We start from the raw sequence: 14259 nt of genomic DNA, 5'->3' as shown, positions 1-14259 counted from the left end.
TTGTGCAGGAGACCGCGCCTGCGGGGCCGACCGGGAGGCCGGGCCGCCCGCACCGTCGAGCAGCCCGCCCCACTCCCCGTACGGCTCAGCGCCGGGCATATTCGCGGAAGCCGCGCCCCGTCTTGCGGCCGAGGCAGCCCGCCGCCACCAGGTGCTCCAGGAGGGGCGCCGGGGCCAGGCCCGGGTCGCGGAACTCGCGGTGCAGGACCTGCTCGATGGCGAGCGAGACGTCCAGTCCGACCACGTCGAGCAGCTCGAAGGGGCCCATCGGGTAGCCGCCGCCGAGCTTCATCGCGGCGTCGATGTCGTCGAGCGAGGCGTAGTGCTGCTCGACCATCTTGATCGCGTTGTTCAGGTACGGGAAGAGCAGCGCGTTCACGATGAAACCGGCCCGGTCGCCGCAGTCCACCGGGTGCTTGCGGATCTTCGCGGTGACCTCGCGGACGGTGGCGTGGACGTCGTCACCGGTCAGGACCGTACGGACCACCTCGACGAGCTTCATGGCCGGGGCCGGGTTGAAGAAGTGCATCCCGATCACGTCCTGCGGGCGCGAGGTGGCGCGGGCGCAGGCGACGACGGGGAGCGAGGAGGTCGTGGTGGCCAGCACCGCGCCCGGCTTGCAGACCTTGTCCAGGGTCGCGAACAGCTGCTGCTTGATCTCCAGGTCCTCGGCGACCGCCTCCACCGCCAGGTCCACCTCGGCGAAGGCGTCGAGGGAACCGGCGGGCGTGATGCGCGCCAGCGTCTCGTCGCGCGCCTCGGCGGTCATCCGGCCCTTGTCGACGGAGCGGGCCAGGGACTTCGTGATCCGGGCCTTGGCCGCCTCGGCCTTCTCCGGGGAACGGGCGGCGAGGACCACGTCGTACCCCGCCTTCGCGAAGACCTCCGCGATACCGCTCGCCATGGTGCCGGAGCCGGCCACGCCGACGGAGCGGACCTCGCGGGCCGGCGCGCCCGTGCCGGCCGTCTCCAGCGGGGTCAGCGCGTCCCGCACCACGACACCGCTGCCCGCCGCCTCGTAGGTGTAGAAGCCGCGCCCCGACTTGCGGCCGGTCAGGCCCGCCTCGCTGAGCTGCTTCAGGATCGGCGCGGGGGCGTGCAGCCGGTCGCGGGACTCGGCGTACATGGCGTCCAGGACGGTACGGGCGGTGTCGATGCCGATCAGGTCGAGCAGGGCCAGCGGGCCCATCGGCAGGCCGCAGCCCAGCTTCATCGCGGCGTCGATGTCCTCGCGCGAGGCGTACTTGGCCTCGTACATCGCGGCGGCCTGGTTCAGGTAGCCGAAGAGCAGGCCGTCCGCGACGAAACCGGGCCGGTCGCCGACCGCGACGGGCTCCTTGCCGAGCTGGTGGGCGAGGTCGGTGACGGCGGCGACGGCCTGCGGGGCGGTGAGCACCGAGGAGACCACCTCGACCAGCTTCATCGCCGGGGCCGGGTTGAAGAAGTGCAGGCCGAGCACGCGCTCGGGGTGCGCGGAGTCCGCGGCGAGCCGGGTCACGGACAGGGCGTTCGTGCCGGTGGCGATGATCGCGTCGGGGCGCACGACGGAGTCCAGCGCCCGGAACACCTGCTGCTTGGCCTCGTACGACTCGGGCACGACCTCGATGACGAGGTCGGCGTTCGCCGCCGCCTGGAGGTCGGAGAAGGTACGGAAACGGGCCAGGATGTCGCGCCGCTCCTCCTCGGTGATCCGCTCACGCGCCACGGAACGGGCGGTGGCGGCCTCCAGGGTGGCGGTCGCCCGGGTGGCGGCGGCCTCGCTGATGTCGATGCCGATGACCTCGCGGCCGGCCCGGGCCAGGACCTCGGCGATACCGGCGCCCATGGTGCCGAGACCGACGACGGCAATGGTGGAGAGAGGGGTGTCCATCACGGGACTCCAGGGATGAGTGACGACTGATGAGGGGCGCGCGCGGGGTACGACCGGGAGGTGGCGTACGCGGATGCGGGCGGATCGTGCGCAGGCGCGCTGCGCAGCCGTGCTGTCGCGGTGAGGAGAACCGACGGACTCTGTCCCGGAGCCGCGTCGTACACGTCGTACAAGGTGCCGAACCGACAAGGCACTCGCGGCGGCTGCGTCACCAGGCCGCCGTGAGGGTGCGGGTGTAGCCCGCTCACTTGAGATTAACCGGCGAGTAACGAGCGCGCCAGTCCTGGGAAGTGACCGGAACATGTGATCTGGATCGCGGCAGGACGGGATACTGATGGCCATGGACGGTACGGACGAGGAGTTCAGGTCGCTCGCGCACCGGCTGCGCGACGAGGCCGGCGGATCGGCGGCGTACGAACAGCTGATCACCGTCCGGGACCCGGACGAGCTCGCCGCCGTCCTCACCCGGCCGGGGCAGCCGCTGTGGGCCCGGGAGATCGCCGCGTTCCGGCTGGGCCTCGCCGGTGACCGGCGCGCCTTCGAGGCCCTGGTCCTGCTCCTCAACCACCGCGACCCGGAGCGCTGCGTCTCCGCCGCGTACGCCCTCGCCCGGCTGGGCGACCCGCGCACCCCGAAGGCGGCGGCCGCGCTCGCCACCAACGAGCTGCGCGTCGCCTACGCCCTGCTGCCGGTCCGGCTGCTCGCCCAGCTGCGCGCCCCGGAGTCCGTACCGGCGCTCATCACCGTCCTGGAGCGCCGCCTGCCGGTCGGCGACCCGCACTGGCGGGTGGGTGTCGCCTGCGCGGAAGGGCTCGGAGTCCTCGGTGACGCCCGCGCCCGCCCGGTCCTCGAAGCCGCCCGCGCCCACCCCCGCCTCGCCGCGGCCGCCGCGGCAGCCCTGAGGCGCCTGGGGCTCAGGCCGGCAGGCGGCGGGCGTAACGGAGCTCCGTGACCGTCGTGCCCGCCACGTGCCAGGGATCCTCCGCCCCGTCGGGCGCGAAGCCGGCCTTCTCGTAGAAGCGCCGTGCGCGGGCGTTGTCCTTCAGCACCCACAACCGCATCGCCGCGTACCCTTCGCCGGCCGCGCGGGCCGTCGCCCCGTCCAGGAGGGCGCGCCCCACGCCCGTCGAGAGCTGGTCCGGCCGTGCGTACAGCGCGTACAGCTCGGCCTCACCGGTCGGGGCCCGACCGTCCCGGGACGCGCCGTAGCACGCCCAGCCGACCACCGAACCGGCGCGCTCCGCCACCAGGTTGACGGTGCGGGTGCTGTCCTGGGCGAAGTGCGTGCGGCGGGTTCCGGCGTCCGCCTCGACGGTCATCGCCGCCAGGTACCACGTCGGTATCAGCCCCTCGTACGCCGTCTGCCAGCCGCGCACCCGGACCTCGGCGACGGCCTCGCAGTCGTCCACCACCATGTCCCGCACCCGGACGGCGCCGCCGGTCATGGCCGGGGCCCCTCCGGAAGGACCGCGAACGCCTCGATCTCCACGAGCAGTTCGGGCCGGAACAGCGCCGACACCTGGACCGCCGAGCTCGCCGGCGGACGCGCCGTGTCGATCACCTCGTCCCGGGCGGCCCGCACCGCGGGCAGGTGGGCCACGTCCGTGACGAAATACGTCAGCTTCACCACGTCGTCGAAACCGGCGCCCGCCGCGGCCAGGCACCGCCGCAGGTTCTCGAAGACCTGGCGGGCCTGGGCGCCCGCGTCACCCTCGCCCACCACCCGGCCGTCCGCGTCGAAGGCGCACTGGCCGGATATCGCGATGAACCGGCCGCTGCCCCAGACGACATGGCTGTAACCGGAGCCGGGGGCGACCCCCGCGGGGGCGTGCACGTGGGTGAGGTGGTTGCTCATGCGCCTCATCCTCGCGCACGCCACTGACAATCAGCCCGTCGGCCCGTCGGCCCGTCGGCCCGTCGGCCCGTCGGCCCATCAGCCCGTCACCTCCTGCCCGTCACCTCGCAGCGGGCAGCCCGTGACCCAGCGCCCCGTGCAGCGCCGGGCCGCCGGACCGGCCCGCGGGCCCCGTCCCCCGTACCGGCTTCGTCGGCTGCGGATCGGGCACCGCCGCGCAGACCGCGTCCGCCGCCCCCGCGCCGCCGCCCCGCGGCACCACGCCCTTCTCCAGGTAGCGCACCAGGTGCCGGTCCAGGCAGGCGTTGCCGGCCAGCGTGATCGCGTGGTTCCCGCCGCCCCGCTCGACGACCAGGCTGGAGCCGCGCAGCTCTTCGTGGACGGCGACACCGCCCTCGTACGGCGTGGCCGCGTCCTCCGTCGCCTGGAACAGCAGCACCGGCGGCAGGGCGGCGTTCGCCAGGTCCGGCGCCGTCATGGACGGGGCCGGCCAGAAGGCGCAGGGCGCGTTGTACCAGGCGTTGTTCCAGGTGTTGAAGGGAGCCTTGCCGTACACGTCCCAGTTGTCCCGGTGCCAGACGCCCCAGTCCTTCGGCCAGGGGGCGTCACGGCACTGCACGGCCGTGTAGACGGAGTAGCTGTTGTCGTCGTCGGCGTCGGAGGTCGCCAGGGCCCTGTGGGCCGCGACGAGCGGGTCCGGGTCGTTGTCGTTCACGTACGCCGAGAAGGCCTCGGCGAGCGTGGGCCAGAATCCGTTGAAGTACCCGCCCGGCAGGAACGTGTCCTCCAGCTCGGCCGGGCCCACCTGCCGGCCCGCCGGCTTCTTCCGCAGCGCCTCCCGCATCGCGTACCAGCGCGCCTCGACCTTCGCCGGATCGGTGCCCAGCCGGTAGGTCCTGTGGTGCTTGGCCACCCACCCCATGAACGCCTTGTGGCGGGCGTCGAACGCCACGTCCTGCGCCAGGTTGAGGCGGTACCAGACCCTGTGCGGGTCGACCACCGAGTCCAGGACCGCCCGCCGCACCCGCTGCGGGAACAGCTTGGCGTAGACGGCGCCGAGGTACGTCCCGTACGAGTACCCGAAGTAGTTGATCTTCTCCGCGCCGAGCGCCTGCCGGACGACATCGAGGTCGCGGGCCGCGTCCACCGTGCCCATGTGCCTCAGCAGGTCGCCGTACTTGTCGCCGCACGCCTTGGCGAACGACGCCGCGCGGGCCAGGTTCACCCGTTCGTCGCGCTGGTCGCGCGGCACGGAGTCATGCCGTACGGGCGTGAAGTAGCCCGGCTTGCAGTCGAGCGCCGGCCGGCTCGCGCCCACGCCCCGCGGGTCGAAGCCGATGACGTCGTACTGCGCCGCCACCTTCGCCGGCAGGGACGCCGCCACGAATCCGGCCATCGAACGCCCACTGGCGCCCGGGCCGCCCGGATTGACGAGCAGCGGGCCCTGGAAGGTCTTCGCGGTGTGCGCGACCCGCGACAGCGCGAGCGTGATGTGCTTGCCGTCCGGATCGGCGTGGTCCAGCGGCACCCGTACCGTCGCGCACTGGAGCCTGGGGTACTGCTTGGTGGCGCACCCCTTCCATACGAGAGGGCCTGCCGGCTCGCGGAGGGCGGGTTCCGCCGCCGACGGTACGGCGGTGACCGCGCCCGCCATCAGCGCCCCGGTGGCGATCAGCACTCCTGCACGTCTCTGCATACGGCCTCCCGAGCGAGCGGAACGAGGGGTTGTGAGGGACTTGCGGCCCTCGGCGGATCGTCCCCGCATTCCGGCCCGGGCGGGCATGCCGCGATCAGACTTGACCCGATCAGAGGAGGGTGAGCTGCGTGGGACCCGGCTCCGACGGCTGCCGCTCCGACGGCTGCCGCTCCGGCGGTACGGGCGGTGGGGTGGCGATCCGCCGGGGCGCGCCGCGCCGCGCGGGGCCTATGCCGAACTCGTCCGCCAGCTCGTGCACCTGACGGGTGATCCGGCGCTGGTACCACTTCGGGGCGTAGGCGCCGTCCGCGTACAACCGCTCGTAGCGCCGCACCAGGTGCGGATGGTGCCGGTTCAGCCACGCCATGAACCACTCGCGCGCCCCGGGCCGCAGATGCAGCACGAGCGGGGTCACCGACGTCGCCCCGGAGGCCGCGATCGCGCGGACGGTGGCCCGCAACTCGTCGGGGTGGTCGCCGAGGAAGGGGATCACCGGCGCCATCAGCACCCCGCAGCCGATGCCGTGGTCCGTCAGCGTCCGTACGACGTCGAGGCGGCGCTCCGGGGCCGGGGTGCCGGGCTCGACGGTCCGCCACAGCTCGCGGTCGGTGAAGCCGACGGAGACGGAGATGCCGACGTCGGTCACCTCGGCCGCCTGGAGCAGCAGGTCCAGGTCGCGGAGGATCAGCGTCCCCTTGGTGAGGATGGAGAACGGGTTCGCGTGGTCGCGCAACGCGGAGATGATGCCGGGCATCAGCTGGTAGCGGCCCTCGGCGCGCTGGTAGCAGTCCACGTTCGTGCCCATGGCGATGTGCGCGCCCTGCCAGCGCGGTGAGGCGAGCTGCCTGCGCAGCAGGTCCGGGGCGTTGATCTTCACCACGATCTGGGAGTCGAAGCCCAGGCCCGTGTCGAGGTCCAGGTAGCTGTGGGTCTTGCGGGCGAAGCAGTACACGCACGCGTGCGTGCAGCCCCGGTACGGGTTGACGGTCCACTCGAACGGCATGCGGGAGGCGCCGGGCACCCGGTTCACGATCGAACGGGCCCGCACCTCGTGGAACGTGATGCCCCGGAACTCCGGGGTGTCGAACGTACGCGTGGTCACGGCGTCCGTACCGAACAGCACGGTGTCCCCGGTCGGGTTCTCGCTCAGGTTGTCCCAGCGCATGGACGCCTCCTCGGTAGCACAGGCCCACACAATAGAACACTTGTTCCCATGATCGCCTCTGTCGGGCCTTCCCGGATTTGGGCGGCCACCGCGCAGGTGGTTGGCTTGTGCCTCCCCTTAGGAACGAGTGCTGGAGGACATGGCATGGCGCAGGTCGAGGCCACGACGGAGCGGGTCATCGCGGCGGACGCGGAGACGGTGTTCGACGCGCTGGCCGACTACAAGGAGACCCGTCAGAAGCTGCTGCCCGGGCACTTCAGCGAGTACGAGGTGCGTGAGGGCGGCGACGGCGAGGGCACCCTCGTCCACTGGAAGCTCCAGGCCACCAGCAAGCGCGTCCGGGACTGCCTGCTGGAGGTCACCGAGCCGACCGACGGGCAGCTCGTCGAGAAGGACCGCAACTCCTCCATGGTCACCACCTGGACCGTCACCCCGGCCGGCGAGGGCAGGTCGAAGGCCGTCGTCACGACCGTGTGGAAGGGCGCGGGCGGCATCGGCGGGTTCTTCGAGAAGACCTTCGCCCCCAAGGGTCTGGGCCGCATCTACGACCAGGTGCTCGACAAGCTCGCCGCCGAGGTCGAGAAGTAGCACGGAACGGTCACCGGTTCGGGTGGTCTTCCCGTCGGCTCCCCGCCGCGCGTGCCCGGCCAGGGGGGCGGGGGGCCGCCGGAAACCGCCTGATGAGCGCCGGGGTGCGCCGCATGCCGGGCGCCCGGCCGTGCTGGTGACCCCGTAATGCCCGCTTGCTCCCCCTCGGCACGCAATGCGAAGAATGGCGCGCCGCGTAGGCGCGACTGAGGGGAGCAGCTTCGTGGGTGGGAGCACGCTGGCGAACGACGACCACACACCGCCTGCCCGCGGCCGATCCGGCCCGGCGGCCTGGCAAGGCCCGTCGGCCGGCCCGCCGCCGGGCCTCGGCGGCCAGAGCGACCGGAGCGGGCAGAGCGGCCAGGGGCCGGGATCGCAGGCGGGTCCAGGGTCGGGAGCGCAAGCCGTGCCGGGGCGGGGACCCGAGACCGTTCCCTGGGAGGGGGGTGCCGCGGCGGCCTTCTTGCCGGCCGCCCAAGGCGTCGCACAGCAGGCGGCCGCGCCGGCAGCCCCCGATCCGGGCACCCCCGGTCCGGCCGGCCCCACGCCCGAAGCCTCCACGCCGGACGTCCCGGAGGCCGCCGACGGGACGGATGGCGAACCCGCCACGCTCAGTCCCGCCCGGGTGCGCGTGGTGTTCTTCGGGCTCGTACTCACTGCGCTGCTCGCCGTGCTGGAGCAGCTGGTCGCGGCCACCGCCCTCCCCGCGATCAGCGGCGCCCTCCAGGGGCCGGACACCGGGCCCGGCCGGGCGGCCTGGGTGGTCACCGCCTACCTCCTCGGGGCCGTCGTCACCCTGCCCGTGTACGGCAAGCTCGGCGACCTCTACGGGCGCAAAGGCGTCTTCCAGTTCACCCTCGTCGTGTTCGTCGTCGGTTCGGCGCTGGCCGGCTGGTCGCGCACCATGGACCAGCTCATCGCCTTCCGCGCCCTCCAGGGTGTCGGCGCCGGAGGCCTGCTGGCCGGCGCCCAGGCCATCACCGCCGACCTCGTCCCCGACCGGCGGCGCGGCCGTTTCCTCGGCCTCATCGGCGCCGCCCTCGCCCTCGCGTCGCTGGCCGGCCCGCTGCTCGGCGGCCTCCTCCCCGAACACGTCTCCTGGCGCTGGTGCTTCTGGGCCGCCGTACCCCTCGGGCTGGTCGCCCTGCTCCTCGTCGGCGCGGCGCTCACCCGCCTGAAGCCCGCCGCCCGGGGCCGCCCCGACGTCCTCGGCGCGCTCCTGCTCGCCGCCGCCTCCACCTTCCTGGTACTGCTGACCAGTTGGGGCGGTACGGAGTACGCCTGGAACTCCCGCGTCGTCCTGGGGCTCGCCTGCGGCGCGGCCGGAACCATCCTGCTGTTCGTCGTCGTGGAGAACTACGCGCCCGAACCGATCGTCCCGCTCCGGCTGTTCCGCGACCCCACCTTCGCGGCAGGCGGCCTCGTCGGCATCGCCACCGGCGTCGCGCTCTTCGCCGTCGCCGCCTGCCTGCCGCCCTTCTTCCAGCTGGCCGGCGGTGCCGACGCCACCGAAGCCGGTCTGCTGATGCTGCCCATGGCGGGCGGCCTCGTCGTCGCCTGCCTCCTCTCCGGGCACCTCATGGGCCGTACCGGCCGCTACACGGTCCACCCGGTGCTCGGCGGCGCCGTCTGTGTCGTCGGCATGTGGCTGCTGTCCCGGCTGGAGCCCGACACGCCACGCCTGACCCACAGCGTCTGGCAGGCCGTGCTCGGCGTCGGTATCGGACTCGTCCTGCCCGCCCTCGTCCTCGCCGTCCAGAACGCCGCGCCACCGGCCGCCCTCGGCACCGCCACGAGCGCCCACATCCACGTCCGCTGGATCGGCGGCTGTGTCGGCGCCGCCGGCCTCGGCGCCCTCTTCGCCCACCGCCTCGACCGCGCCGTCGCCGCGCGCCTGCCCGACGGCGCCGCCGCCGCGGAGCTGCCCGGGCCCTGGTCGGTCACCCCGCGCCTCGTCGCGGCCATGCCACCCGCCCTGCGCGACGCGTACACCGAGGCGTACGCCGAGGCGATGCCCAGGACCTTCCTCCACCTGGTGCCGGTCCTCGGCCTCGGCCTGCTCATCGCCTTCTTCCTCAAGGAGAAACCGCTGGTGACCCACAACGCCCCCACCGCCGCCGTGCCCCCGCCCCGCACCGCGCCGGGAGCCGTCCGCTCCGGAGTCCCGGTCTGCGGCACCGTCCAGCACCCCGACGGAACGTGCGTGCCGCGCGCCGCCCTCACCCTCATCGACGTGCGCGGACAGCAGGTCGGACGCGGCGCGAGCGGTGAGGACGGGCGGTACGCGCTCAGCGTGCCGGGCGCCGGTTCGTACGTGATGATCGCCGCGGCCGGCGGTCACCAGCCCCAGGCCGTCCCCGTCACCGTCGGCGACCGGCCCGTCGAGATCGACGTGGTCCTCGGCGGGGCGGGCCGGCTCGCCGGGACCGTCCACACCGCCGACGGCACGCCCGTACGCGATGCCGCGGTCGCCCTCACCGACGTACGCGGCGAGGTCGTCGCGAGCGCCCGCACCGGGCGTGACGGGGGCTACGTCCTCACCGCGCTCGTGGCGGGGGAGTACACCCTGGCCGCGAGCGCCCCCGCCTTCCGGCCCGCCGCCCTGCCGGTCACCGTCCAGGCGGCCCGCGAGACCCGGCAGGACGTCGAACTGGCCGGCGGGGCGATGCTGCGCGGGACGGTACGGGCGCCCGGCGGGCGGCCCGTGGAGGACGCGCGCGTGACGCTGCTCGACGCGGCGGGCAACGTCGTCGACACGCTCACCACGGGCCCCGACGGCACATTCCGTTTCGTGGACCTCTCATCCGGCGAGTACACCGTGATCGCGGCCGGATACCCGCCGGTGGCCACCGTGCTGCAGGTGGCGGGCGGCGGACGCACCGAGCGGAATCTCCGTCTGGGGCACGAGGATTGACGATGGGTCAGTTCCCTGGATGACCGGCGCACAACGGCGCACGGGCCGTACCGTGGGGGCACCGCCGCGGGTCCGCGGCGCGCCGGGAAGGAGCCTTCCAGCCATGGACAGTGGCGTTCCGCAGCCGAGGCCCGCAACAGGCCCGGCCGGCACGGCGGGCCGGATTCCGCTTGCCGTGGTCGTCGTGGACGGCGACGGCCTGGTGTCCCACTGGTCGACCGGCGCGCGGAGGCTGTTCGGCCACGCCGAGCAGGCCGCGCTGGGCCGGCCCGCCGCCGACTTGCTCCCCGTCTCCGGCGCGCTGGAGGAGAACCGTCCGTACGCGGACGACAGCCCGGGCCATGCCCTGGATACCTCCCTGGACGCCTCCCGGGGCGGGTTCGCCTCCTACCCGGCGGCCGGCCGGGCCCGGCTCTCCGAACCGGGACAGGAACGCACCGACGTCCTGTGGTGGGCCTATCCGCTGGTCGGCCCCGGCCCCGAACGGCTCCTCGTCCTGGCGGCGGACGCCGCGCGGTTCGGTGGCGACGCAGCCGGTCCGGAGCGCTTCGAGCGCATCGCGCCCGGCTTCGCCCTGCACACCGACTACCCCGGCTCGGACGAGCTGGCCCGGCGACTCCCCGGGATCCTGTCGGCCATGAGCGTCCGGCAGTCCGCCCGGATCGTCTCCCAGGTCCTGGAACTGGGCTATCCCGTCCTCGAGTTCAGCCACCACGACCGCGTACCGATCACCCCCGACTGGGGCGTGCCCCGCCGCGCGGAACGCTCCCCACGCGCGCGTGGAGACGGAAAGGCCCACCGGGCGGGAAGCGTCGCCGAGCTGCTCCAGAGCTCGTTCCTGCCCCGGCTCCCTCCGCGCATGGCGGGCTGCGACACCGTCACGCGCTACCTGCCGGGCACCCCGCTGGGGCGGGCCCGTGGCCACTGGTACGACTCCGTCGCGCTCCCCGGCTCCCGCACCGCTCTCGTCGTCGGCGACGTCATGGGACACGGCTTGGACGCGGCCGCCATCATGGGCCAGTTGCGGGCGGCCGTACAGACCATGGCCCGGCTCGACCTGTCACCCGCCCAGCTGCTGCGTACCCTCGACGACCTGGCTCAGCGGCTCGGCGAGCACCACCTGGCGACCTGTCTGTACGTGATCTACGACCCCGTCGCCGGTGAGCTGCTGATGGCGAACGCCGGCCATGTGCCGCCGGTGATCGTCCGGGCCGAGGACGGGCGCGGCGACCTGCTCGACCTGCCGACGGGCGTCCCGATCGGCGTCGGAGGAGTGCCGTTCCAGACCGTACGGGTACCGGTCGCGCCCGGCGACCGGCTCGTGATGTGCACCGACGGGCTGGTCGAGGTGCGGGGCGAGGACATCGGCGTGGGCCTTGCCGCGCTGTGCGAGTCGGCCGCGCACCCGGCGGCCTCCATGGACGACGCCTGCGACGCCGTCATCCGGGCACTGGGCGCCCGGGGCGGCCGCAGGGACGACGTCGCCCTGCTGATGGCCCGCCTGGGCGGTGTCGCCGCCGAGGACGTCGCCCGGTGGGAGCCGGTCCCGGAGCCGCGCGAGGTGGGACGCGCGCGCCGACCGTGAGTGTGACGGAACCCGGCCCGCCGTCGATGTGGCCGGTGGCGGGCCGGGGCGCCTGAGCAGGAGGACCGGGAGGACCGGAGGGCGGAGGTCAGGACTTGCCGCGGCCCGTCATCGCGTCGCGGAGGCGGTCGACCATGCCGACACCGGGGGCGAGGAGCTTGTTGGCCGGGGGCTTGTCCGGGGCGGAGGGGTGGGGGCGGGTCGGGGCCGTCCGCTTCGCCTGACGGACCTTGTCGCCGAGCTCGTCGAGCGCCTCGGGGGAGCACGCGTCACGCAGACGCGGGAAGAGGTTGTTCTCCTCGTCCGTGATGTGCGACCGGATCTCCGTCATGAGCCGGTTCATCAGCACGTCGAACTGCGGATCGCCCGCGTCGCACCCCTCCAGCTCCTTCATGATGCGCTCGGCGGCCGCGTGGTCGGCCAGCTCCTTCTCGGCGAGCGCGTCCCCGCCCGGCACGTGCTTGCGTACCGCCGGGTAGAGGTAGGCCTCCTCCGCGACCGAGTGCCGGACCAGTTCCATGGTGACCTGGTCGGCGTACTGCTTGCGCCGGCTGTCGCCCGACGGCAGTTCCTCGATGGTGCTGAAGAGCTCCTCCACCTCCTCGTGGTCATTGGTCAATTCGGTGACAACATCTCCGCCGTGTGCCATGCCGTCGCTCCTTCGCGTGGGTATTTCCGGATTTCCCCAATGAAACGCCGCCGTGGCCCCACCCCGCGTATTGCCGTGCGCTCAGCGTGTCGTTCCTGCCCCGCTGCCCCACACCTGCCGCGCGTGAGCTGCGTCATTTCGTCCGCGGAATTCCGGCGGTACGGTTTCGGTCCACCTCACCCCCGTGAATTCGGATGGATCAGCCGTGCCCGCAGATTTCTCGCTCTCCCCGCTCATAGCGGCGACCGCGCAGTGGCTGACGCGCGCCTATCCGACGGGCGGCGGCGCACTGGACCGAGCCCTGGCCGAGACGCAGGCGCGGCAGGCCGTCACGGTCGCGGCGTGGCTGCGCTACCCGACCGCGATGGACGCCGCGCTGGTCGCCGTCGCGGGGCCGGGCGGCTCGGCGCGGCTCGACTGGGTCACCGGCGCGGACTCCGCCGGGAACCGGGGCGAGGAAGCGTGGTGTACGTGGGTCGACGAGGTCGTCGCGAGCTGGGCGGCGTCCCTGCTCAGTACGCCCGGGCTGGCCGCGGCCGCCATGGAGGCCCTCGCCGGGTCCGCGCACCTGGGCGGCGCGCCGGTCGAATTCCGGCGGCTGGTCGACCCGGACGAGCACGACCGCCGGGCCGCCGCGCTCCTGCGCCACCCGGACCTCCTCGCGCCCATAGCGGACCTGCACCGGGAACAGCTCCTCGACCGGCTCGCGACCGGACCGGCGTCCGCGTCCCTGACCGGCTGACCCGGCCGTACGTTCCCCCGCGTTCCCCGCGACAGGGGCGCCCGGACGCGTGATGCTGAAGCGGTGAACGGTTGGGAGAACGACGCGCCCACGCTCGGAGTGGAGGAGGAGTACTTCCTCGTCCACCCCGGAACGCGCGGTGTGGAACCCGCCGGTGCCCGGGTGGTGGACCGGGCCTCCGCGATGGTCGGCGACCTCGTCTCCGGTGAGTTCACCGCGTACCAGATCGAGGGCAAGACCCCGCCGTGCCCGGGCACCGAGGAGCTCCGCAAGGAACTGCACCGGGTACGGGCGGCAGCCGTGGCGGCCGCCCGGGCGGAGGGCCTGCGCCTGTGCGCGTCCGGTACGCCGGTCCTGGGCGTGTCCCGGAGGGCGGACATCGGCGACCACCCGCGCTATAGGGCCGGGGCCGACCAGTACCGCGCCATGCTCGACGACTTCGCCATCAGCGCCTTCCACGTCCATGTGCACCTGCCCGACCGGGAGCTCGCCGTCCTGGTGGGCAACCACCTGAGGCCCTGGCTGCCCCTGCTCGTGGCGATGAGCGCGAACTCCCCGTTCCACGAGGGGCACGACACGGGCTACGCCAGCTGGCGCTCGGTCATCAGGGGCCGTTTCCCGTGCCTGGGACCGCCGCCGTACGCCGAATCGCTCGACGACCACGAGCGGCTCGCCACCGCCATGGCCGAGTCGGAGGCGATGCTGGAGCCCGGCATGCCGTTCTGGGACATCCGGCCGAACCCGCGCCTGCCGACGCTGGAGATCCGCTCCATGGACGTCCTCGCGGAGATCGACGACACGGTGGCCCTGACGGCGCTGATCAGGGCGCTCGTGGTGACGGCGGCGGACCGGGTCGTACGCGGCGACCCGGGCCCGCGCGTCAACAGCGAGCTGCTGCGCGCCGCGTACTGGCGCGCCGCCCGGGACGGCTGGCCCGGCGGCGGCGTGGACGCCCTGACCGGGCGGGTCGCGCCCGCGCCGGAGCAGGCGGAGCGGCTGGTGCGGCATGTGCGGCCCGTGCTGGAGGCGTACGGGGACATGGGTGAGGTGTCGGCGTTCCTGCGGCGGCTCGCGGCCCGGGGGACCGGCGCCGAACGGCAACGCGCCTGGGCCCGCGGTGAGGCGGGCCCGGCGGGGGTGGTGGACGCCCTGGTGCGCGCCACCGACCGCGCCGGGGCGCCGTGAGGGCGGGCGT

The 14259-nt window shown here is 73.8% G+C and carries 12 protein-coding genes; 6 read left to right on the top strand and 6 right to left on the bottom strand.

All coding sequences use genetic code 11. The features are described 5' to 3' along the window. Window positions 1-85: 85 nt before the first annotated feature. Window positions 86-1870 carry a 3-hydroxyacyl-CoA dehydrogenase family protein gene (locus tag AMK26_RS13815; RefSeq protein WP_073754918.1) on the bottom strand — a complete coding sequence of 595 codons (1785 nt, stop codon included), beginning with the start codon at window positions 1868-1870 and terminating at the stop codon, window positions 86-88. Window positions 1871-2210: 340 nt separating this feature from the next. Between AMK26_RS13815 and AMK26_RS13810 the strand changes: the two genes are divergently transcribed. Beyond that, window positions 2211-2822, top strand: coding sequence for an adenylosuccinate lyase (locus AMK26_RS13810; protein WP_073755492.1), 612 nt, complete (start codon window positions 2211-2213; stop codon window positions 2820-2822). Here AMK26_RS13810 and AMK26_RS13805 read toward each other — a convergent pair. From AMK26_RS13805 to AMK26_RS13790, 4 genes are all read right to left on the bottom strand, one after another. After that, window positions 2785-3315: a GNAT family N-acetyltransferase gene (locus AMK26_RS13805; protein WP_073754917.1), complete on the bottom strand. Its 531-nt coding sequence runs from the start codon at window positions 3313-3315 to the stop codon at window positions 2785-2787. The two genes, AMK26_RS13810 and AMK26_RS13805, sit on opposite strands and share 38 nt — an antisense overlap. Next, window positions 3312-3725, bottom strand: coding sequence for a RidA family protein (locus AMK26_RS13800; RefSeq protein ID WP_073754916.1), 414 nt, complete (start codon window positions 3723-3725; stop codon window positions 3312-3314). The genes AMK26_RS13805 and AMK26_RS13800 overlap by 4 nt, the downstream gene beginning before the upstream one ends. A gap of 100 nt (window positions 3726-3825) precedes the next feature. Next, window positions 3826-5421: an alpha/beta hydrolase gene (locus AMK26_RS13795; protein ID WP_073754915.1), complete on the bottom strand. Its 1596-nt coding sequence runs from the start codon at window positions 5419-5421 to the stop codon at window positions 3826-3828. Between the two features lie 109 nt (window positions 5422-5530). Then, window positions 5531-6586, bottom strand: a complete 1056-nt coding sequence (locus tag AMK26_RS13790) for an Rv2578c family radical SAM protein (RefSeq protein WP_073754914.1) — start codon at window positions 6584-6586, stop codon at window positions 5531-5533. A 144-nt stretch (window positions 6587-6730) separates the two neighbouring features. Between AMK26_RS13790 and AMK26_RS13785 the strand changes: the two genes are divergently transcribed. The 3 genes from AMK26_RS13785 (at window position 6731) to AMK26_RS13775 (ending at window position 11673) form a co-directional block, all read left to right on the top strand. Continuing rightward, window positions 6731-7174 carry an SRPBCC family protein gene (locus AMK26_RS13785; RefSeq protein ID WP_073754913.1) on the top strand — a complete coding sequence of 148 codons (444 nt, stop codon included), beginning with the start codon at window positions 6731-6733 and terminating at the stop codon, window positions 7172-7174. 463 nt (window positions 7175-7637) lie between these two features. Next, window positions 7638-10088 carry an MFS transporter gene (locus tag AMK26_RS13780; RefSeq protein ID WP_073755491.1) on the top strand — a complete coding sequence of 817 codons (2451 nt, stop codon included), beginning with the start codon at window positions 7638-7640 and terminating at the stop codon, window positions 10086-10088. 103 nt (window positions 10089-10191) lie between these two features. Then, on the top strand, window positions 10192-11673 hold the full coding sequence (locus tag AMK26_RS13775) for a PP2C family protein-serine/threonine phosphatase (protein ID WP_079277580.1): 1482 nt from the start codon (window positions 10192-10194) through the stop codon (window positions 11671-11673). 88 nt (window positions 11674-11761) lie between these two features. Here AMK26_RS13775 and AMK26_RS13770 read toward each other — a convergent pair whose 3' ends face one another. After that, complete coding sequence (locus tag AMK26_RS13770; protein WP_073754911.1) at window positions 11762-12322, bottom strand: hemerythrin domain-containing protein; 561 nt, start codon at window positions 12320-12322, stop codon at window positions 11762-11764. A 205-nt stretch (window positions 12323-12527) separates the two neighbouring features. Here AMK26_RS13770 and AMK26_RS13765 point away from each other — a divergent pair, with 205 nt between their 5' ends. Continuing rightward, window positions 12528-13064, top strand: a complete 537-nt coding sequence (locus tag AMK26_RS13765) for a hypothetical protein (protein WP_073754910.1) — start codon at window positions 12528-12530, stop codon at window positions 13062-13064. Window positions 13065-13127: 63 nt separating this feature from the next. Further along, window positions 13128-14249, top strand: coding sequence for a carboxylate-amine ligase (locus AMK26_RS13760; RefSeq protein WP_073754909.1), 1122 nt, complete (start codon window positions 13128-13130; stop codon window positions 14247-14249). Window positions 14250-14259: the final 10 nt, after the last annotated feature.

Source organism: Streptomyces sp. CB03234 (genome assembly GCF_001905885.1).
In the GTDB taxonomy this organism is placed as follows: Bacteria; Actinomycetota; Actinomycetes; order Streptomycetales; family Streptomycetaceae; genus Streptomyces.
Note: the sequence above shows the minus strand (reverse complement) of the source record. Positions and strands in the feature narration are given on the sequence as shown.